Annotated in this window: 21 protein-coding genes; 6 read left to right on the top strand and 15 right to left on the bottom strand. The window is 70.7% G+C overall.

What is annotated here, in order from left to right:
* Nucleotides 1-10: 10 nt before the first annotated feature.
* The gene (locus tag OG485_RS03135; protein WP_328664220.1) at nucleotides 11-526 is read right to left on the bottom strand and encodes an NUDIX hydrolase; all 516 of its coding nucleotides are present in this window, start codon (nucleotides 524-526) and stop codon (nucleotides 11-13) included.
* A 203-nt stretch (nucleotides 527-729) separates the two neighbouring features.
* Here OG485_RS03135 and OG485_RS03130 point away from each other — a divergent pair, with 203 nt between their 5' ends.
* Nucleotides 730-1,746, top strand: coding sequence for an NAD(P)H-dependent glycerol-3-phosphate dehydrogenase (locus OG485_RS03130; protein ID WP_328674226.1), 1,017 nt, complete (start codon nucleotides 730-732; stop codon nucleotides 1,744-1,746).
* 62 nt (nucleotides 1,747-1,808) lie between these two features.
* On the opposite strand, the gene OG485_RS03125 is transcribed toward OG485_RS03130, so the two are convergent.
* The 6 genes from OG485_RS03125 to OG485_RS03100 form a co-directional block, all read right to left on the bottom strand.
* Nucleotides 1,809-2,222 carry a pyridoxamine 5'-phosphate oxidase family protein gene (locus tag OG485_RS03125; protein ID WP_328664219.1) on the bottom strand — a complete coding sequence of 138 codons (414 nt, stop codon included), beginning with the start codon at nucleotides 2,220-2,222 and terminating at the stop codon, nucleotides 1,809-1,811.
* A gap of 139 nt (nucleotides 2,223-2,361) precedes the next feature.
* The gene (locus OG485_RS03120; protein ID WP_328664217.1) at nucleotides 2,362-2,856 is read right to left on the bottom strand and encodes a GNAT family N-acetyltransferase; all 495 of its coding nucleotides are present in this window, start codon (nucleotides 2,854-2,856) and stop codon (nucleotides 2,362-2,364) included.
* A 167-nt stretch (nucleotides 2,857-3,023) separates the two neighbouring features.
* A complete protein-coding gene (locus tag OG485_RS03115) occupies nucleotides 3,024-4,448 on the bottom strand; it encodes an NAD(P)/FAD-dependent oxidoreductase (protein ID WP_328664215.1) in 1,425 nt (474 codons plus the stop codon).
* 14 nt (nucleotides 4,449-4,462) lie between these two features.
* The gene (locus OG485_RS03110; protein WP_328664212.1) at nucleotides 4,463-5,641 is read right to left on the bottom strand and encodes an MAB_1171c family putative transporter; all 1,179 of its coding nucleotides are present in this window, start codon (nucleotides 5,639-5,641) and stop codon (nucleotides 4,463-4,465) included.
* Nucleotides 5,642-5,705: 64 nt separating this feature from the next.
* Nucleotides 5,706-6,884, bottom strand: coding sequence for an MAB_1171c family putative transporter (locus OG485_RS03105; RefSeq protein ID WP_328664211.1), 1,179 nt, complete (start codon nucleotides 6,882-6,884; stop codon nucleotides 5,706-5,708).
* Nucleotides 6,881-7,387 (bottom strand): toxin, encoded by a 507-nt coding sequence (locus OG485_RS03100; RefSeq protein WP_328664209.1) that lies wholly within the window; start codon nucleotides 7,385-7,387, stop codon nucleotides 6,881-6,883. The genes OG485_RS03105 and OG485_RS03100 overlap by 4 nt, the downstream gene beginning before the upstream one ends.
* Nucleotides 7,388-8,055: 668 nt before the next feature.
* On the opposite strand from OG485_RS03100, the gene OG485_RS03095 reads away from it, so the two are divergent.
* On the top strand, nucleotides 8,056-8,871 hold the full coding sequence (locus OG485_RS03095; protein ID WP_328664206.1) for a DUF427 domain-containing protein: 816 nt from the start codon (nucleotides 8,056-8,058) through the stop codon (nucleotides 8,869-8,871).
* Between the two features lie 47 nt (nucleotides 8,872-8,918).
* On the opposite strand, the gene OG485_RS03090 is transcribed toward OG485_RS03095, so the two are convergent.
* Complete coding sequence (locus OG485_RS03090; RefSeq protein ID WP_328664204.1) at nucleotides 8,919-10,550, bottom strand: alpha/beta fold hydrolase; 1,632 nt, start codon at nucleotides 10,548-10,550, stop codon at nucleotides 8,919-8,921.
* A gap of 96 nt (nucleotides 10,551-10,646) precedes the next feature.
* On the opposite strand from OG485_RS03090, the gene OG485_RS03085 reads away from it, so the two are divergent.
* Entirely contained in the window at nucleotides 10,647-11,561 is a 915-nt protein-coding gene (locus OG485_RS03085; protein WP_443048647.1) for a helix-turn-helix domain-containing protein, read from the top strand.
* A gap of 106 nt (nucleotides 11,562-11,667) precedes the next feature.
* Here OG485_RS03085 and OG485_RS03080 read toward each other — a convergent pair whose 3' ends face one another.
* Together OG485_RS03080 and OG485_RS03075 are read right to left on the bottom strand one after the other, a co-directional pair.
* Entirely contained in the window at nucleotides 11,668-12,225 is a 558-nt protein-coding gene (locus OG485_RS03080; RefSeq protein ID WP_328664202.1) for a pyridoxamine 5'-phosphate oxidase family protein, read from the bottom strand.
* 142 nt (nucleotides 12,226-12,367) lie between these two features.
* Nucleotides 12,368-12,625, bottom strand: a complete 258-nt coding sequence (locus OG485_RS03075; RefSeq protein WP_328664200.1) for a hypothetical protein — start codon at nucleotides 12,623-12,625, stop codon at nucleotides 12,368-12,370.
* A 399-nt stretch (nucleotides 12,626-13,024) separates the two neighbouring features.
* On the opposite strand from OG485_RS03075, the gene OG485_RS03070 reads away from it, so the two are divergent.
* Nucleotides 13,025-13,864 carry a virginiamycin B lyase family protein gene (locus OG485_RS03070; RefSeq protein ID WP_328664198.1) on the top strand — a complete coding sequence of 280 codons (840 nt, stop codon included), beginning with the start codon at nucleotides 13,025-13,027 and terminating at the stop codon, nucleotides 13,862-13,864.
* 36 nt (nucleotides 13,865-13,900) lie between these two features.
* On the opposite strand, the gene OG485_RS03065 is transcribed toward OG485_RS03070, so the two are convergent.
* The 3 genes from OG485_RS03065 to OG485_RS03055 all read right to left on the bottom strand — a co-directional run bounded on the left by OG485_RS03065 (nucleotide 13,901) and on the right by OG485_RS03055 (nucleotide 16,896).
* Complete coding sequence (locus OG485_RS03065; protein WP_328664196.1) at nucleotides 13,901-15,187, bottom strand: MFS transporter; 1,287 nt, start codon at nucleotides 15,185-15,187, stop codon at nucleotides 13,901-13,903.
* 262 nt (nucleotides 15,188-15,449) lie between these two features.
* Nucleotides 15,450-16,373 (bottom strand): RNA polymerase sigma-70 factor, encoded by a 924-nt coding sequence (locus tag OG485_RS03060; RefSeq protein WP_328664194.1) that lies wholly within the window; start codon nucleotides 16,371-16,373, stop codon nucleotides 15,450-15,452.
* A gap of 49 nt (nucleotides 16,374-16,422) precedes the next feature.
* Nucleotides 16,423-16,896: a carboxymuconolactone decarboxylase family protein gene (locus OG485_RS03055; RefSeq protein ID WP_328664192.1), complete on the bottom strand. Its 474-nt coding sequence runs from the start codon at nucleotides 16,894-16,896 to the stop codon at nucleotides 16,423-16,425.
* 438 nt (nucleotides 16,897-17,334) lie between these two features.
* Here OG485_RS03055 and OG485_RS03050 point away from each other — a divergent pair, with 438 nt between their 5' ends.
* Together OG485_RS03050 and OG485_RS03045 are read left to right on the top strand one after the other, a co-directional pair.
* Nucleotides 17,335-17,787, top strand: coding sequence for a hypothetical protein (locus tag OG485_RS03050; protein ID WP_328664191.1), 453 nt, complete (start codon nucleotides 17,335-17,337; stop codon nucleotides 17,785-17,787).
* Nucleotides 17,788-17,982: 195 nt separating this feature from the next.
* Nucleotides 17,983-18,486: a GNAT family N-acetyltransferase gene (locus OG485_RS03045; RefSeq protein WP_328664189.1), complete on the top strand. Its 504-nt coding sequence runs from the start codon at nucleotides 17,983-17,985 to the stop codon at nucleotides 18,484-18,486.
* 98 nt (nucleotides 18,487-18,584) lie between these two features.
* On the opposite strand, the gene OG485_RS03040 is transcribed toward OG485_RS03045, so the two are convergent.
* Both OG485_RS03040 and OG485_RS03035 read right to left on the bottom strand, forming a co-directional pair.
* Nucleotides 18,585-19,079 carry a 2'-5' RNA ligase family protein gene (locus OG485_RS03040; protein ID WP_328664186.1) on the bottom strand — a complete coding sequence of 165 codons (495 nt, stop codon included), beginning with the start codon at nucleotides 19,077-19,079 and terminating at the stop codon, nucleotides 18,585-18,587.
* Between the two features lie 65 nt (nucleotides 19,080-19,144).
* Entirely contained in the window at nucleotides 19,145-19,750 is a 606-nt protein-coding gene (locus OG485_RS03035) for a hypothetical protein (protein WP_328664184.1), read from the bottom strand.
* Nucleotides 19,751-20,039: the final 289 nt, after the last annotated feature.

The following is a 20,039-nucleotide window of genomic DNA, read 5'->3' as shown; positions in this document are numbered from 1 at the left end:
GGCTCGAGTTCTAACGGCACGGTGGATCGTCGGAGGGAGCAGAGCCCGACTTTCTCGTGAGTCGGGCGAGATAGGTGTCCAGGGATTGAACACGTCCCGGGAGGACATCCCGGAGGTTCCACCAACGGATGCCAGCGATCTCTTCGGTGGCCTGGAAGTCCCGAACATCGGTGGTGCGGCCTGTGAACAACGCCAGGTACTCGGCTCGTTGGTCGGGTGCGAGTACGAAGCCTGCGTAGCCGATGAACCGTAACGGGCCGTCGGGTACCTGGCCGCTCTCCTCCAGCAACTCGCGCGCGGCCGCCTGCCGAAGGGTTTCGCCTTCCTCTATGCGGCCGCCGGGCAGTTCCCACGCCTGGCGGAATCGGTCGAAGACCATGAGGACACGGTCGGCGTGCCAGATGGCGACCAACGCCGCCGGCAGCGGCGCGTCACACGGTGGCGCGTCTTCGGTCCCGCGTGCGAAGGAGACCAGGAAATTGCCACGACCGTCGACTGCGAGAGGTGGGACATGAGAATGGGGCACCTCGCTATGATTCCCAGTTCATCGCCGTGAAAGCCCGATCCGGTCATGACGGACGGACGGACGAGCGACCGCGACGCGGGTGGGGCAGTAGAGGGACATTGCTCCCGCGGGAGGCCTCACTGCCGGTGCGAGGAAAGAGGTGACCGCGGCAATGCCGGATAGGCTCACCGGGGTCAGGACTCAGGACTCAGGACGTGGATGGGGTGTGTCGGGTGGCCCGGGTTGCGGTGCTCTCCGCGGGATCGTGGGGAACGACCATGGCGAAGGTCTTCGCCGACGCCGGCAACGACGTCGTGGCCCACGCCCGGCGGGCCGAGGTCGCCGAGGCGATCAACGTGCGGCATCAGAATCCGTCCTACCTGCCGGGTGTCCTCCTGCCGCCCCGCCTCCGGGCGACGACGAGCGCGGCCGAGGCCCTCGACACCGCCGCATACGTGGTTCTGTCGATCCCCGCGCAGACGCTACGGGACAACCTCGCCGCCTGGGCCCCCCACATCGCCCCGGATGCGGTCGTCGTCAGCCTGATGAAGGGCATCGAGACGCACTCCGGACTGCGCATGTCCGAGCTGATCCACGAGGTGACGGGCATTTCGCGCCAGCGGATCGCCGTGCTGTCCGGGCCGAACCTGTCCCGGGAGATCGCCGGCGGGCAGCCGGCCGCCTCCGTCATCGCCTGCCCCGACGAAACCGCGGCCGCCGCGGTCCAAAAGGCCTGCCACACTCCCTACTTCCGCCCGTACACGGCCACCGACGTGACGGGCTGCGAGCTCGGCGGCGCGACCAAGAACGTCATCGCCCTCGCCGTCGGGCTTGCCGCCGGTCTCGGCCTGGGCGACAACTCCCGCGCTCTGCTGATCACCCGCGGCCTCGCGGAGACCGCCCGGCTCGGCGCTGCGATGGGCGCCGACCCGCTCACCTTCTCCGGGCTCGCCGGGGCCGGTGACCTCATGGCCACCTGCTCCTCGCCCCTGTCCCGCAACCGCACCTTCGGCGAGCACCTTGGGCAGGGCATGAGTGTCGAGGAGGCCACCAAGGCGACGAACCAGACCGCGGAGGGCGTGAAGTCCTGCCGGGCCATCCTGGACCTGGCGCGGGCCCACGGGGCCGAGATGCCGATCACCGAAGTCGTCGCCGCCGTGATCGACGGTGAGGCCACCGTGGAAGACGCCGCCGCGGTCCTGCTGTCCCGCACCCCGAAACCGGAACACTACGGCGCCTGAAGCCATCAGCCGACCGGCAGGCAGGTCAACCGTCCGGCGGGTCCGGTTCGGCGATCACCGCGTCACGCGTGTCCCCTGAGCTCACGTCCGTTGACCATCTCCGATTCGATCCGCACGAACACCGTGCCCCGCAACGGCATCCAGGAGGTCGGGCCGACCTGCGACAGCCGTTCGTGCTCGGTGGGGTCGGTCACGACTATGGCCCGTCCGGTGACGACCACGCTCCAGCCGGACCGGGTCTCTGCGTCGAACTCGTCCGCCTCGAAGGCGACCACGACGCCGTCGATCGCGCGGACGAGTTCCGAGTCCGACGAGGTGCGCAGCAGAACGGAGTCGTCCGTGTCCAGACAGAAGTTGACCGGCAGGACCGCGGGCAGCGCCTGCCGGGTGTACACCACGCGGCCGACCGGGACCTTCACCAGGAGGCGAAGGCACTCCTGCCGGTCGAGTTCGTGAAACGTGTCTTCCTGCGACATCCAGCCATCGTCCCTCCCCACGCCGGGACCGAATAGGGCCGGTCGGCCCCACTGAGGGGGAGCCGAAAGGCAGGTCCTCCTGCCGGACGGCCCAGGGCAGGACGCCCCAGAAGGCGCCCCAGAAGGTCAGGCAACCGTGTCAGGCAACCGTGTCAGGCAACCGTTCCGGCGCCTGTCGGCCGGGCTCGCTCACCGGCAGGGGCTGCCGCATCATGAACACGTCCACCGGATCCTCGGCCTCCGCAGTGAACCCGTACCGCTCGTACAGCCGCCGGGCCGGACTGCCCTGCAGCACGTTCAGCCGGACCGGGACACCGAGGCGATCACACCGCTCCAGCAGCTCGCTCAGTACGCCCGAGCCGATACCGCGGCCCTGGAGACGGGGCGCCAGGTAGAAGTGCTCGAACCACCGGCAGTCCTCCGCCGGCCGCAGGGCCACGGACCCGGCGAACGCGCCGGCGACCTCGATCACCCAGGTGTGGGCAGGGTCGAATCCGTCCCGCAGCCGCTGGCGCACGCGGTGCGGGTCGTAGCGTCCGAGCCGCTCCAGATCCGCCCGCATCACCACGGCGCGCAACTCGACCACCGCCTCGACGTCTCGAAGCGAGGCCGGACGAAGATCCCAGTCAGCCATGATGATCACACTATCGCCCGGGTTTTCTGTCCAGGTGACAGCACTCGGGCAAGCGCCGACTGGGCCGGCCGGCGTCGACTGGTGCCGGGCTGGTGTGCCGGCCGACACCGGCCCGGCGTCCAGCCAGGGAGGGTTTCCGGCGTCCGCCGAGATACGGGACCCCGCCCTCACGCCGGTGTGGGGGACGAGGCTCCTTCCCCGGACGTGGAATCGAGGGAGTCGAGGAGCTCACGCTCACGTGGGGTGAGAGGCGGCTCGGACAGCGGCGGCAGCGAAGGACCGCTGAGTGCCGCCAGAACGGTTCTCGGGCGCAGCAGGCGGGCGGGTCCGGCCTTGAGACCGGTGACGTCCCACAGGGCGGACGCGGCGACGTAGGAACCGGTGGCCGCCCTGGTGAGGCGGCGCGTGTACCGGCCGGCGATGCGGTCGACAGCCGTCCGCTCACCGCCGCGGACCCCGGGGTACATCGAGTCCTGGCTGACCGCGATGCCCCACGCCGTTTCGACGACGGCGGCCGCGGCGCGCTGGACCCTGTGGCTGAGACCGGGGGTGCTCAGGTCGGCCTGTGCCAGGTGCCGGCTGAGGACCTGGGCGCCCAGTGCGGCCACCGACATGCCCTGTCCGTAGGCCGGGTTGAGAGTGGCGAGTGCGTCGCCGAGGACGACGAGGCCGTCCGGCCAGTCACGCGCCTTCTCCACGTAGCGACGGGAGTTGCTGGTGCTGTGACTGACGAAGACGTCCGTGAGCGGTTCCGCTCCGGACAGGAGCCGGCCCACGATGGGGTGAGGGAGGTCGAGCGTGTAGCGCAGGAACCCGTCGGGATCGGCCGGGGGTTCTCCGCCCCTGGTGCCTCCGAGGCTCACCATCCAGCGGTTGCCCTCGATCGGGACGATCACCGCGCTGCGCCCGGGCTCGCCCAGATAGGGGTTGGCCTGCACCATGGTCAGGGGGAAGTTCTCGGCGCCCGGCGGGGTGCGGTAGATACGGGTGGCGTTGACGAGGCCGGCGTCGACCCGTATCTCGTCGATGCCGGTGATGCCCAGGGTGGTCAGCCAGGTCAGGATGCGGGAACCGCGTCCGCTCGCGTCGACGACGATGTCGGCGTCGAGCACCTCCGGGTTCGCGGCGGTGCCGACGCGGACGCCGCGGACGCGCCGGGCGTCACCGGTCAGGTCGACCACATGGGTGGTGCGGACCTCGACGTTGCCGGTGTTGTCCACGACTGCGCTTCGTACGGCCCAGTCCAGCAGCGCCCGGCTGGAGGTGATCATGTTGTGGCTGTTGTGGCGCCAACGATGGAACCAGCCCTCCGGGCTCAGGGCCAGCATGCCCGAGCTCAGTGATATCTCGCGGGCGCCCGCGGCGAGGAGATGCTCTCTGATGCTGATCTTCGGTATCAGCTCTTCCATGGCGTCCAGGCCGCCGGGCATCAAAAGGTGCGCGTGACGTCCCTGGGGAAGCCCTTTGCGGTGTTCCGGCCCGTCGGGCAGCTCGTCGCGGTCGAGCACGATCACCTCGTCGACGGCGGGGGACAGCGCCGCCGCCGCCATGACACCGCCCAGTCCGGCTCCGATCACGACAGCTCTACTCATGGTGCTCCTTGATCTCAGTCATGGGACGCGGTCACCGATCCCCGACGGGCTGCGGCGACGACGGGTGATTGCCCCAGTGCCTGGGCGAGTTCCACAAGTCCCGTTGTGACGACGGCACCGGTGGCGTGCAGGCGGTAGGTGCTGGGTTCGTTGAAGCGGCGGCCGGCCGGGGCGGCCGCCTGCCGCGCGGCGTCGGCGAGCATGGCCGCCTCCGCTATCACGCGGGCCTGGCTGGGGGTGTTGCCCTCGTCGAGCGCTGTCGCCAGCGAGATCCGGCGTACCCGGTCGTCGAAGAGGGGGGCCAGGGCAAGGAGCGCGTCGTGGATGGAAACCTCCAGCCACTGGAGTCGCGCGTAGGGAAGTTCCCACCAGGAGGGCGACGGTTTCGGCGCGGTCGCCGCCCGCTGCACTTCCGTCCACAGCGGTGTCAGCCGGCGGTAGTCGTTCAGGCTGCGCCAGTGGGTGATGGCCGGCGGCAGGAGCCGCGGGATCGTGAAGCCGGCGGAAGAGAACAGAGCACCGAGGGAGACCACGGGCGGCGCGACGCTGGTGGAGAGAAAGTCCAGGTCGTGGCCGAGCCAGCGGGCCACGACAGCGGTGATCTTCGCGATCTCGAAGCCCGCGAGGTCCAGCAGCAGGCCGACGAGTATGAGGCGAAGTCCCGTACGGAGGGGGCCTGTCACCTCACGCATCCACTTGAGGCACACGGCGCTCATCACCGCGATGCAGGCACCGTGCCCGATCAGGTACAGCACGATCATCTCGCGCATGTACGGCGTGTTGGCGTAGTAGGTGTCGAGGTCGTTGAGCCGCTCGGTACGCGGGTCCGCCAGCGTGAACAGGACGATGACGGCGATGATGAGCAGACCGAAGACGGTGACGGCCTGGCGGGTGCTGCGCCTGACCAGTTCGGGCGGGCCGCCCCTCCACTGGATCAGCAGAATGATCAAGGAGCAGCTGTACGCGGAGATCATGCTGTACGTCAGCGGTGCGCCGAAGTTGGGAACGCCCGTCAGCCGGTTGACGGCGGCCAGGGTGACGGGTGCGGAGCACGTGAAGCACAGAGCACCGATGGAGACCGCGGCGCACGTCGAGGCCGTCAGCGGATTGCGCAGCGCGGCACGCGGCCGGCGGAACAGCAGGACGGCCGATAAGGCCAGGAGTAACGCGGCGAGGTACACGACAAGGCTCATGGGTGAGAACTCCGTTCAGCGGCCCGCGCGATGGATGGCTGCGCCGGAGCTGTCGGCGTGTGCCTCATACGGCACCCCTGGCGCTCGGACCGGGGAGTACGGGGGTGTCCGGGAGGCTGCCGGACGTGGTCAGAGCCTCGGCGATACGTACGAGAGCCGAGGCATCCGGCGCCGGGAGCGTCGGGCCGGAGCCGCCCGGTGAACCGGGAGCCTGCTGCCCGCTGCGCTCCATCCGTACGGCCGCGGCGATGATCGCGGCCCAGCCGGCTGCCTGGGCCCGCTCTCTGTCTCCCGTCGCGAGCAGGGTGGCGTCATGCGTCCGCTCGTACAGATCCCGGTCGAACAGCGCGTCGAGGTAGCTCAGCGCGTTGTGGATGCTGGTCTGGCGCCACATGAGCAGGGTGGCCGGGGAGGACGGTCGTGGGCGTGGCAGCCGTAGGTTGCGGTGAGCGAGTACACCGTCCAGTTCGCGTTCGAGCGGTGCCAGGCCTACGTACGCGCGCCAGGAGTGCAGCCAGGCTGTCAGGCTGGGCCCGGCCCAGGGGATGAGGATTCCCGTGACGGTCAGAAGGGCGCTGAGGCCCGCCAGTCCGGGCGAGACCTCCGTTCCGAGGGCCGACCAGTCGGGCCCGCACCAGCGGGCGACGACGGCGGTGAGCTTGGAGACGCTGTACCCGGCGCCGACCACCGTGCCCGCCCCCATGGTCAGCAGCCCCGTGCGGAGCCGGCCGTGGACCTCGCGGGCCCAGCGCAGTGACCACAGCGCGGTGGTCACCACGGCGGCCAGATGAGCGAGCAGATACAGCACGATCATCTCGGCGATGAAAGGAGTCATCGCGTAGTAGGTGTCGAAATCGGTGCGACGTTCCGTGGGCGCGTCCCCGAGCGCGAACAGCACGGCGACGAGAACGAGTACGACGCAGTAGGCGCCCATCAGGAGGCGGGCGATCCTGCGGACGTCCGGTCCGCCCTTCCAGAAGATGATCAGAACTAGTGACATGGCGCTGTAGGCGGTGATGGAGGCGTAGGTCAGCGGCGCGGCGAGATTCGGGATTCCGCTGACCCGGTTGATCGCCCCCACCGTGGGTGGCGCGCCGAGCAGGAAGCACAGGCCGGCCAGCGCCATCACCGCGCAGACGGTGCGCAGAATGGGGTCGCGCCAGTGGCGTACGAGATCGGGGGCCCGCACGGTCAGGCCCAGCCACAGCACGCCACAGCTCACGTAGTTGATCAGTCCGCTCATCGTCGTGTTCCGCGATAGTTCAGGGCGGCCCCGATGCGACTGGCGAGATCGTCGGCGCTGTTCGACCCGGACGCGAGGACGGAGTGGTCCGAGGCTTCCAGAAGCGCCCGGAGACGCCGTCCGAGCAGCATGCCGAACCGATCCGCCTCCTGCTCGGCCCGTAGGCTGAAGTCGGTGCGGGCGGCGGTCTGCTGGGCATCGTGGGACACGTCCAGGTGGTGTGGCGGCGCTGCCTCTCCTTGGCTCATGTGCCACACCTCATGGCCGAAGATCACGATCTGGTGCCATACGGCCGTGCGCTCTTCGATGATGACGTCGTCATGTGTGTCGCGTTCGAGCCAGAGCCCCGTCGCCGTGTGCGGCGGGAAAGTCGCCTTGTGGACGACGACTTCGCGCCCCCGCCACTGGTTGACCGACGCGACCAGCGCGGCGAACAACGCATCGGCGTCCGCCGGGGGCGTCACCCGGACAGAGTCGATGAGCACGTCGGCAAGCCTGCGCATCTCCCTTTTCCTACGCACCGTTCCCCCCGCGCTCGTCCCTGGTTCCGGGCTGTACAAGGCTGTTGCCGACGGGCCCGACGACGGTGCCCGGCCGATCGTGTCGACGGTGTCCCGGCCCGTACATCACCTCGGCCGGCCCGTGAGGCCCGCCACGTCGGACCGCGTGGTCCCCACGTCCGGGAACCCGGCGAAGAGCCCGGCGAAACAGCGAGGCAGGTCCGCGGACATCGGGCCGGGCACGTCCAGCGGGCGGACGCCGGCATGCGGAGAGACGGCGGTGCCATGCGCGGGGCCGTTGGCGTCGAGAGCGTCGGAGAGGGGCTCTCGACAGCAGGCCGACCGGCTGATGTGCGTCGGCGTTCCGGCCAGTTGGGCACAAGCATCCGCTGCCACCGAGCGTTCTCCAAGGCGCTTGAAAAGATGATGAGTCGACGTCCACGCGAGACTATCCGGCTGCGCCCGGGTTGTTAAGTTTTCCGTATTTCCCGGGGGCAGAGAGGGGCTCCCGCCGCAGGCCCCGTCCACGCCCCGCACCCAACGGGTCCAGCCGGCCCGGCTGCCCCGGACGGCCTCGGCCGCGGTTTCGGCTGAGACTCCGGCGCCGAAGCGTGTCAGTGTGGAAACGGAAGCCGAAGCCGCGGCGTGAGCGATCACGAGGAGGGCCGGTCATGACCACATTCCCCACCGCACGAGCCGTCCGGACCACCCCGGAGGGTCTCCTGTGGGAACCCAGCGCACGCTGGGTGCGCGGCCGACGCGGCGAGGTGACCGTCGTGGACAGCAGGCACCCCGTCCTCGTGTGGGAGCCGGGAGTACCGGTGCCGCTGTACGCCTTCCCGCGCGAGGAGGTCCGCGAGGACCTGCTCCGCCCCGCGAAGAACCCCGCGACGGGCACGCACACCGGATCGCGGATCTTCTACGACCTGGAGCTCGACGGCGAGCTCCAGGCGAACGCGGCCTGGACGTTCGCCGCCTCCGACCTGGCCGGACACATCGCCTTCGAGTGGTTCGGCCGCGTCGGCCGGGGCCTGGACCACTGGTACGAGGAGGAGGAAGAGATCTTCATCCACCCGCGCGACCCGCACAAACGGGTGGACGCCATCGCGAGCGGCCGTCATGTGCGGGTCGAGATCGACGGCACGCTCGTCGCCGACACCGTCCGCCCGGTCCTGCTCTTCGAAACGGGGCTGCCCACGCGGTTCTACATCCCGCGCGGGGACGTCCGCCTCGAACGCCTCGTCCCCACCGACCACCACACCGGCTGTCCCTACAAGGGCACGGCCGACTACTGGTCGTGGCGGGGCGGCGCCACCGTCCCGGCGAACATCGTCTGGACCTACCCGGATCCGCTGCCGGCGGTGGGCGCGATCAAAGACCTCCTGGCCTTCTACAACGAGGTGGTCGACATCACCGTGGACGGCGAAGGCCTGGAGCGCCCCGTCACCCCGTTCACCCGAGCACTCGCGGAGCAGACACAGCCTTGATGGACCAGCCCTCCAGCCGCGCCCGCCCCGGCGCAAGCGGCGATCGGTCAACCTCGCAGATGTCCCCATACGGACCGTGCCGCGCGCTCCACGGCGTGGCGGGCCTGCCCGGAGTGGTCGGTCGTCTCGAAACCGTGGCGGCCACGGGGTACGTCGATCACCTCGACATCGGCGTCACACTCCTTGGCGGCGGCCAGGAACTCCTCGACCGTCGCCGCGATCTCGGCGCGCTCCAGTTCCACCCGGGTCAGCACGACCGGCAGCCGTTCCGTGCTTCGTAGGGCGACCGCGGGCCGGAACCGGGAATCGACGCGCCCCCAGTTCGGCATCGGCGCGAGGACCGGATAGGTCGCCGCCACACACCGCAGCCAGGGCGGGGGCGCCGCCAGCCAGTCCGCCGACAGCAGCCCGCCGGCGGAGAAGAACCACAGCGCCACGCGGTCCGCGTCGACACGGGGATCGGCCCGTACGAGGTCGACCGCTTCGGCGATGTCCTCGGCGGCCCGTCCGTAGTCGGCCAGATCGTGCAGCCGGTGGTCCAGCGTGACGCCGACCGCTCCCAGACCCGCCATGAGGCGGGCGTAGCCGACGAAGCCCGGCCAGTCCCGCGGAGTCGGCCGCACGTCGGGGTGCACCGGACCGCCATGGACGAACACGACCGCCGGCCATGGGCCTTCGGCTTCCGAGAGGCCGTCAGGAAGGTCCGCGTGGAGGCCATTGGGGAGGTTGCCATGGCGGAGGCCGTCGGGAAGGTCAGCCTGGAGTTCGTCAGGAAGTCCCTCGGGGAGGGCGTCGGACAGGTCGCCGGGGAAATGGAGATCGACCCGTCCGATCCGCTCGCGGCGCCGCTCCGGTACGTCCAGCAGGAACGGGCGCAGGTGAGCCGGCTGTTCGCTCACCGCGGCCGTCACCCGGTGGCCTTCCCCCGCGGCGGCCCGGAGCAGCGTCCCGGCCACGTCGTCGGCTCGGGAGAGCATCGGCCAGTGCCCGGTGTCGAGTTCGAAGAAGGTCACCCGGGGCTCGGTGAGGGCCCGGAGCCGGGGATCCCCCAACGCCACCAAGCCCTCGACCATCGCGATGCTCGAACCGTTGCCGGTGCACAGCACCCCGGTCGACGGCAGAGCGGAGACCGCTCCCGTCAGACGGAGCGGCTGGGTGAGCGTGCCCACCGGCTGCGGTACGGCGTTCGCCGTCAACCGGGTCAGGGCGCTCGACGGGATCCCGGCGACGCTGCCCCAGCGCTGCCACGCCTCGAGCGGTGGCGGAGGGATCAGCCGGTCGTCCCCGTCCGCACCGGTGCGCCGCGACAGCCGCTCGCGTACGGCCTCGTCCGGCACCAAGGTCAGGGCCTGGTCGCCGTGTTGGGGCATGCCGGCGTCCAGGTGGACGATCCGGGCGATCCGCTCGGGACGCCGGTCGGCTGCGCCGAGCACCGGGTAGATGCCGTAGCAGTGACCGACCAGGACCACTTCCGGCGCGTCCAACTCGTCGATCAGCCGCAGCAGATCGTCGATGTGCGTCTCCAGGTCCGTACCGGGGCCCGCCGCAGGGCCGTCGGCGCCCATGCCGGTGAGCGTCACCGGACAGACCCGTGCCCCCGACTCCCTTAGCCGGGCGGCCACTTCCTGCCAGATCCAGCCGCCGGTGTGGGCACCCGCCACCAGAATGAAAGTCGTCATCACCGTCTCCTCGTACTGGGGTCCGCGGGGCCGGGCGTACCGGTGCTCCGCGCTCGCCGGTACGGTAGGAACTCCCCCTGAGGGAGGTTCAAGTCCGTGTCCCCCGACAGCATGTGGAGCATCGGAGAGCTCGCCGAACGCGCCGGCGTCACCGTCAAGACCGTCCGCTTCTACTCGGACCGGGGCCTCCTGCCCGAAGGAGCCCGCAGCTCCGGCGGCCACCGCCGCTACGGCCCGGAGGCCCTCGACCGGCTGCACCTGATCCGTTCCCTGCGCACCCTCGACCTGCCGGTTCCCGAAGTGGAGCGGATCCTCGACCGGGACGACACGCTGGAGGACGTCGTCGCGGGACAGCTGCGGCAGATCGGCTCGCGGCTGACCGCCCTGCGCTGGCAGGAGGCGGCGCTCCAACTGCTCCAGGACTGCGCCCCCGAGGAACGTGCCACTCGTCTGCGGCTGATCGGTTCCGTGTCCGTCCCGCCCAGCACCGCGCCGCTGGCACGCTTCTGGCGGCGCTGGCTGCCTCCGCGGCTCCCGGCCCGGCTCGTCTCCGCGATCGTCGAACACTCCGTTCCGCGGCTTCCCGAAGGCCCGACACCGGCCCAGGTGCTGGCCTTCACCCGGCTGCACGCCTTCGTCACCGCCCCTTGCCCCGGCACGGACAACGGGCAGCCGGCGGCACACCGGCCCGACGGCGGACGTCCGGCGGTGCTCTACGACGGCCTCGTCGAGGCGTACGCGCTGGCGTCGCCGCAGGTACGAGCGGAGCGGTCACCGCGAACGGGCGAGGCACTCGACTGTTTCGTCTCCGCCTACGCCCGCTCCCGTGACACGCGGGACACGCCCGCATTCCGCCGCGGACTCAGCGGGATGCTCGCCGCGGACCCCCGTATCGACCACTACTGGAATCTCACCGCCGAGATCACCACCTCACCCGAACCGACCCCCGGCGCCATCCACGACTGGCTCTGCGCCGCTTTGGACGACCAGATCGCCCACCAGGCCGGCTGATCAGGGTGGCTCCGCCCGGCGGACGGAGAGGTTCCGGCCCGCGCCCGCGGCGTCATGAGGACCGCGTCGCTCGGAAGACCGCTCGGAACGCCCACCGGGTGTGCGCTCAGAACGCCCACCGTGTGTGGGTGTAGACCCCGTCGTCGCGACCGAACCCGTACGCGGTGGCCGGAGCCACCCCGTACACCACGGCGTCTCCCTTTCTGAACGCGTTCCCGATCCCGTGGAAGGTGCCCTGAGGGGAGGTGATGTGCGGCCCGTATTTCGTCTCGTACGCCGCGATCACCTCTTCCAGAACGGCCGGATCGGCAACCGGTACCGCCTCGCCCTCGATCACGAGGTCGAGCCCTTCGGTGAGCGAGTTCCCGCCGGTGGTCAGCGCGCAGTGCCCGTTGTGGGCGAGGTTCTTCGCCTTCTGCTCCCCCGGGCCGGTGGAGAAGTACAACACCCCGTCGTGCCAGGCGGCGATCACCGGGGTGACGTGCAGCCGGCCGTCGGGCCGCACGGTCGACACCCAGAAGATCTCGGCGGCCTCCATCGCCCGCCGGGCCTCGGCCCACTCGGTGGCCGTGACGTCCGCGGCACCCGGGCGGGGACGGAGCGCGGAGCTGTAGCGGGCGTCGAGCTCGGTGGCGGGCTCTTTGGCGGGTTCCTGTGTCGGCATGGCGGAACTCCCTTCCTCGTCCTTCTTCCCTCTTCCGGCCTCTTCCTGATGACGACCGGTCGACCGCCGAGAATTCATCGCCGCGCCCGTTATTTCGTCTCAGTGACAATAAGTGGTCCATGGCTGGGCAGTGAGGGCCGGATCAGGTGGACACGATGGCGTTGAGTCCGTAGTCCAGCTCCGAGCCGTCGACCAGAATCGCCTCGACCGTGCGCGAACGAGGGTCGATGTCGGCCACGATTCCGTCGCCCGCGTAGCGCGGGTAGCCCGTTTCCCCCGTCTCGCCGGTCGCCTCGACGGCCGCCGATCGCACAGCGGACTCCTGGACGGAGACGGCGTCCTTGTTCACGACGTACTCGGGGACCAGCAGGACGGTGAAACGCTGGGGTTCGGTAGTCACGTTCCGGTATTTAAGTGCCTCTCCCGGCGCCCGTCGCGCAGGCGCACGGTAGTTCTTCGCACCTCGGCGGTCGGCCGAGCGGGCGACAGCGGTGGGATGCGCCGCGTGATGGGGGAAGGCATCGGTCATGCCGCCGTCCCGGCCGCCGCTCGGCCCGATGACGGCGTTCTGCCGTCGGACGGTCACTCGTCGCATCGGCGGCGCGGCTGTCGTCCGGCGCGCCCTCGCGCCTGAGCGGCGGCGATCGTTTCCGCGGACGGTACGGCGACGCGCCGACCGTCGAGAACAGATGGGCGAACCGTGAGGCACAGGACCACGCAGGTACGAACGCGCACGACGTCACCGGCTCGGGGCCGTGCGGGGTGGGCCCGGCGACTGGGGGCCGTCACGGGAGTTCTCGTGCTGTGCGCCCTGCCCACCGGACCGGCGGGCGCGGCGCAGGAGAACGGTCCCTCCCCGGCGAGAGCGCCGCTGTTCGTGTCCGACTACGGCAACAACCGGGTGGTGAGGCTGCCGGCGATCGGCGACAGCCCGTCGACGGTCCCCCTCGACGGTGTCGTACGTCCGACCGGTCTGGCGTGGGACGCCGCCCGCGATCTCTATGTCGCCGACACGGGCAACAACAGGGTGGTGAAAGTGGTGGCGAAGGGCGGGGAGCAGTCGACCGTCCCCACCGTCGGCCTGTCGCGCCCGCTGGGCCTCGCCGTCGACGTCCACGGCACGCTCTACATCGCCGACAGCTTCAACGACCGTGTGGTGAAGGTTCCCGCCGACGGCGGCGGGCAGACCACCGTCCCCACCACGGGGCTGCTCCACCCCTGGGGTCTGGCACTCGGCGCGGGCGGGGACCTGTACATCTCGGACTTCGTCAACGACCGGGTGGTGAAGGTCGCCGCGGACGGCAGCGGCCAGACCACGGTCCCCGCGGTCGGCCTGTCCCAGCCGACCGGACTCGCCCTGAACGCCGCCGGTGACCTCTACATCTCGGACAGCGGCAACAATCGCGTCGTGAAGGTGTCCGCGGGCAGTGGTACGCAGAGCACGGTGCCCACGACCGGACTGAGCGATCCGCTGGGCCTCGCCCTGGACGGCCGCGGCGGCCTCTATGTGGCCGATGGTCTCAACAACCGGGTGGTACGGGTCGCGGAGACCGGCGGTGATCAGGTCACGCTTCCCGCCTCCGGCCTCAACACGCCGACCGGCGTCGCGTTCCCGCCGGCCGACAAGGCGGTCGGGTGACACGGAGCACCACTCGGCACCACGGAGAGAAGCCGCTCATGATCCGTCCGGTACGGGGACCTCCGCGGGCTTGAGCGGCGTGATGCCGGCACCGGGCCCGGACACGGATCCGCCCCGCAGTTCCGGGGTCCTCGCGCCGACCCAGAGGACCGCGAACAGACAGAGGAGACCGCCGCTGACCAGGGCGGTCGCCCCCGAGGTCCAGCTCGCGACGACGCCGCCGCGCAGGTTGCCGAGGTCGGGGCCGGCCTTGCCGACGATCTGCTCGGCCGCCGTCACCCGGCCCAGCAGGGCGTCCGGGGTGTGGGTCTGGACGATCGTGCTGCGTGAGATCACCGAGACGGCGTCACCGGCCCCGGCGAGGGCCAGGAGCACGAGCCCGGCCCAGGGATCACGCACCAGGCCGAAGGCCGCGAGGGACACGCCCCACAGTCCCGCCCCGCACAGCATCACCGGCCCGGGACGCCCCAGTCGTGTGATCGTCCCGGACAGGGCGGACGCGGAGATGCCGCCGACGGCGAGCACGGACAGGAACAGGCCGAGCGTGCGCGGACTGCCGCCGAATCGTTCGGCGTTGACCAGCGGGAACAGGCTCGTCGGCATCGAGAGCACGGTGGCGGCGAGGTCGGTGATCAGGGCGCCGCGGACCGCCCGGTGTCCGGCCAGGAAGCGGAGGCCGTCCATCACCCCGTGCAGCCCGGCCCGGGACGGCTCACCGGCGGGCGGCAGAGCCGGCAGCCCGAACGCGCCGTAGAAGGAGAGCCCGAAGGACAGGCTGTCGACGAGGTAGCAGGGTCCGATGCCGGCCCAGCCGAGCAGGATGCCGCCGAGTGCCGGACCGACGAGCATCATGGCCTGACCGGTGATCTGCTGGAGTGCCAGCCCGGCCGCCACCTGCTCCTTCGGCAGCAGCCTCGGCACGAACACGCCCGCCGCGGGACCGCCGACCGCCGAGCAGCAGGACTGCGCGGCCACCAGGGCGAGCACACCCGCCACCGGAACATGTCCGGTGAAGCCCTGCACCGCGAGCAACAGGGAGACGGCCGCCTGGCCGACGGTGGCGTACAGGTAGATCCGCCGGCGGTCGCCACGGTCCGCCCAGGAACCGGCGAACAGCCCGAACACCACCATGGGCAGCGCCTGTGCCAGCCCCACCGCGCCGGTCCAGACCGTGCTGTGCGTCATGTCCCAGACCTGGAACATGACGGTGACCATGGTCATGAAGCTGCCCAGCACGGACACGGTCCGGCCGATCAGCAGGCGCCTGAAGACCGGGGACGTACGCAGTGGCCGGACGTCGATCAGGGTGCGGGCCAGGCTCATGAGGGGTGGCGGGATGCGCGGGGGTCGTTCACGTCGCGCAGGGTAACCGGCGCCCTCCGGCCGGAGCGAATCGTTTTCGCCTCAACCGACGCCGTCCTCCGGCGTGCGCCCGCCGCGGCCCTGGACGCAAGAGGGGCCCCGGGGTGGCTGGTTCTACGGCGGTCGGGAAGGACGAGGAACTGCGCCGCGTCGGCCACGGGTTCCTCGTACGGCTCGGCTGAGTTCCGGTAGCGGCCCGCCCCGTCGGACGGACCGACGCGCGTCAGTTCATCCGGCGGCGGGCCTGTTTCACCTCGCGTTGGACGGCCCAGGCGTCGGCGACCGGACCCAGGTGACCGAGCTTGTCCGGGTTGAGTACCGAGCGGATGGCCTGGATCCGCCCGTCGAGCACGTCGAGGGCCAGGGTGTGCAGGATCTTGCCGTCGGGAGCGCGGAAGACCGCACCGGGCTGGCCGTTGACCTCGTGCGGCTCGAACGTCACGTTGATCCGGGCGAGCACGGGGAAGACGGAGGCCAGGAGCCGGGCCACGTTCTCCGCACCGACGACGGCCCGGGCCAGATTCGGGGCATTGCCCCCGCCGTCACCGACCATCTGTACGTCGGCCGCCAGCAGGCTCCGCAGGGCGTCCACATCGCCGTCCTTCAAAGCGTCGAAGAAACGCTCCGCGAGTTCCTGCCGCTCCTTGCGGTCCGCCGCGAACCGTGGCCGGCCGGCCTTCATGTGCCGGCGTGCCCGTACCAGCAACTGCCGGCACGCCGCCTCCGAACGTCCCACCGCCGTGGCGATCTCGTCGAACCCGAAGGCGAACACCTCCCGCAGCACGAACACCGACCGCTCCAGCGGGCTGAGCCGTTCCAGCAACAGCAAGGCCGCCATCGAGACGGAGTCGGCCAGCTCCGCGGAGCGCTCCGGATCCTGGTACGGATCACTCAGCAGCGGCTCGGGCAGCCACGGACCCGCGTACTGCTCCCGCCGCACGCGCGCGGAGCGCAGCACGTCGATCGACACCCGCGTGACCGTGGCCGACAGAAAGGCCTTGGCCGAGTTGGGCAGGGTCGTGGAACGGTCGAAGCGGAGCCAGGTCTCCTGGACCGCGTCCTCGGCCTCGCTCACGCTGCCCAGAATCCGGTAGGCGATCGAGAACAGCAGCGCTCGCAGCTCTTCGAACTCCTCGGCCTTGTTCACACCGGTCTCCCTTTCCATCCATCCTGCCCCGCCCGGTCGCCGGTCTCGCTCAGTGGAACTGTCCAGGCTCGTAGTCGCCGGCTGGCTGGCGCGTGATGATGTTCAGCCGGTTTGCCGTGTTCATGAAGGAAACCAGCATCACCAGGGCCGTGAGCTGCTCCTCGTCGTAGTGCTTGACGGCGTGCGCCCACACCTCGTCGCTGACCCCCTGGGCCGCGTCCGCGACGCGGGTGCCTTCTTCCGCCAGTTCCAGCGCGGCCCGCTCGGCCTCGGTGAAGACCGTGGCCTCCCGCCAGGCCGCGACCAGGTTCAGCCGTACCGAGGTCTCGCCGGCGACGGCGGCCTCCTTGGTGTGCATGTCGACGCAGACGGCGCATCCGTTGATCTGGCTCACCCGCAGTGACACCAGTTCCTGCGTCGTGGACGGCAAAGCCGAGTCCTTGAGCACTTTCCCGGCCGACATCAGGTACTTGAGAGCCTTGCCCGCGGTCGGGCTGGCGAAGTAGTTCAGTCGTGCGTCCATCGTGGGCCCCTTCTGTTCGTGAGTGGTCACACCCCCGAGACGAGGCAGCCCGCCTTCTTGTGACACGAGCGCATGTGACCCGCGTCACGCCACCGCCGACGCGCACCGGCGCACCGAGCCCGAGCCGCCGCACCGAGTCGGAGCCGCCGCACCGAGCGGCGCCGGACGCTTCGGACCGGCGGACCACGGCGTCGCCGTCGGCCCGGACGACCAGCCGGAGCTGTGGGCACAGGTCAGGGCCGCCGCCGAGGTGGCGGGGGAGCGGCCGCCGGACGAGCTGTACCTGGTTGACGCGGTGAACGCGGGGGTCGGCGAACAGAGCCGCCTGCTCGGGCTGTTGCCCGGACGGCGCCGCATGATCCTGGGCCTGCCCCTGCTCGCCGGTCTCACCGTTCCCTGGCGCGCGCTGTCGCCGACGCCGAGGACTGGTCGCGGCCGTTGCGGGTCGCCGTGGCCAGGGCGCTGCGCGCCTCGGCCCCGACGGCGGACGCGGCGGCACCCGTCCGTCAGGGCGGCCCGGCCGGTCAGCCGGAGGAAACCGCTCTGCCCGGCCTCGACGAGGTGCTGGGCGCGTTCGACCGCGGACTCCTGTGGATGGAGGTCGCCGATCGCAGGCCCAAGCCGCCCCAGGCGGCCCGGCTGACCGGGCCGTCGGCCCGGAACTTCATCCGGCCGAGGATCTTCGACGGGCTCGCCGGCATGGTCCATCTGCATCTCGTGCGGAACGGTCACGCGGTTCCCGACACCGGCTGGTCGGGACAGCCCGGACTCGCCCTGCCGGAGCACTGGGAGAAGGGCCTGGACGACGCTCTCGACGCGGCCGTGGCCGACACACCTGACACCGCGCGGCTGCGTTCCCTGCTCGCCGACAGCGAGGCCGTGTCCGCGTAACAGCCGCCCAGGACTCATGGCCGGACGGATCCATGGCCTGGGAACGAGGCCGCTCCCGCTGTACGAGTTGCTCCTGCCGCACCAGCCGCACCAGCCGCTCCGGCCGTACGAGCGATTCGCGGAGGCCCGGGTGGTTCGCCCCGCCGTCGAGGGCCATGCTTCTCGGGGGCCGGCGCGGCTGGTTAGCCTGCCTGGATGTCATACCTGTCACTCACACCGCTCCGCTTCTCCCCGGAGGAGATCGCCGAGGTGGTCGGCCTCTACGCGAGCAATCCGGAGTACTGCCGCGCCGCAGGCGAGTACGACCCCGAGCACATTCCGGCCGACAGGGTCGGGGCGGATCTGCGGGAAGAGGCGGGTACCGAGGGCTGCGAGGTCCTGCTCGCCCGTGACGAGGGGCACCGGATCGTCGGTCTGCTGTGTCTGCTCGACCGTCATCCCACCGACGGACACCCGTGGATCGGACTGCTGTTGGTGCACGGGAGCCTTCACCGGCAACGGATCGGAAGGCGCCTGGCAGACCTGGTGGAAGAACGCTATCGGCGCGAGGGCAGGGCCGGCATCAGGCTGGCGGTCCTGGAGAACACCCCCACCTCTCTGGCCTTCTGGAGTTCCCTGGGATGGCAGGAGGTCGACCGTCGCACCGACCGCCAGTACGGCCGCCCGTGCATCGTCATGCACAAGCAACTGACCCCCTGATGCTCTCCGGAGCCGGGTTGCTTCGAGCCACCGCCGGCTGCTGCGAGCCGACGGTGTTCTCTCCGGGCCCGGCCCTTACGTCCCCGATCAGTGGATTGCTACCTGGATCCCCGGAGCGCGAACGACGCCCGCTGCCGCCACCGCGATCCGTCGTGGACCAGGAGATCGACCGACGCCACGGGGGAGACGACGGGGAGCCGGCCGCGGAGGTCGGCCTCGGCCTCGTCCAGGACGGTGTCGTCCTGCCCCTGGGTGATGGTCAGATGCGGCACGATCTCGGCGAACTCCCCGCCGAAAGGCGGGGTTTCGGGCCACCTGTCCACGATGGCCTCGGTGAGCGCGCGAAATGGGGTGGCCGGTTCAGGGGCGAGATACAGAATCCCGGGAAACCGCCCGAACCGCTCGAACCGGGCCTCGAAGGGGCTGTGACGCCCGATGACGGCGTCGATGGCGGCCAAGGTGTCGCAGTCGATACGACTCTCGGGGAGAAAGGGGAAGAGCACGGTGACATGGGCCGGCATACCCGACGGGACGGCCGGGTCCAGCCGGTCCCGCCACTCTCGAACAGCGGGTTCCGCCTCAGGAACCCTCACGACCAGTCCCGACCGCGCTACTTGAGGTGTGCCCGACACCTGCTCACGGCCACAGGCCCACCTGCTCACGGCCGCAGGCCCGCCTGCCGGAGTGTCAGGGTCGACAGGTCGGCGATGACCTGCTGGTCTCCGCGTCGCCAGGCGTCGGCGAGGCCGCCCGGCGGGCTGGGGACCGCCGTCAGGGCGCGCTGCGGTCCGGTCAGGGCGCGCAGCGCGAGCAGGTCGGCGCCTCCGGGAGCGTCCAGGAGACGGCGGGTGGTGGCGCTGCGCCGGATCCAGCGCAGGCGCGGCGGAAGCCACAGCACCAGGACGAAGGCCACCGAGAGGACGATCAGGGCGATCGCGGCCAGCAGGGCCACACGGCCCACCAGGTCCTCCAGCGACTGTCCGGCGTCGGAGAGACCGGTGGCGGCGTCGGCGGCCGACCTGAGCGGCTTCTTCAGTGAGCTCCCGACGAGCGGCACCTTCGACGCCGCGTCGCCGGCGTCGTCGAGACCGCTCGCGAGGCTGTCGCCCGCGCTCTGGGCCTTTCGCCCCGGCTCGGCCAGCAGCATGATCGCGTGGTGCACCACCAGGGCGAACTTCACCGCGGCAGCGATCAGTGTCACGGCGATCAGGTCGGCGATCACCTGCCGGCTCCGACGTGCTGGGGTCTGGGCGTAAAGGCGCATGGGCGTGCTCCTGTTCCGGCGATGCCGTAGACCGGACCGGTCGAGTCTCACGAGGTGCTGCGGGGCGGTACCGCCGAGGCTCGGCCGGTCGTGTGCGTACGAGGGAGTGGAGGTGGGTTGCGAGGAACGGGTTTCCACGGCCGGTGAGTTGAATCCGAGGGGACGAGCGGTGGTGCTGTGCCGGAGGTCGACGGGGGCCGGAAGGCGGGCCCGAACAGTTTCCCGGGCAATGGTGACATTCCGTCAGGGCGACTTCCCGTCTTTCGCGAAGTCGTGCTCGGTGTGGTGT

Source organism: Streptomyces sp. NBC_00328 (genome assembly GCF_036139655.1).
Taxonomy (GTDB): domain Bacteria; phylum Actinomycetota; class Actinomycetes; order Streptomycetales; family Streptomycetaceae; genus Streptomyces.
The sequence above is the reverse complement of the archived record's forward strand: the minus strand, read 5'-3'. Positions and strand labels throughout refer to the sequence as shown.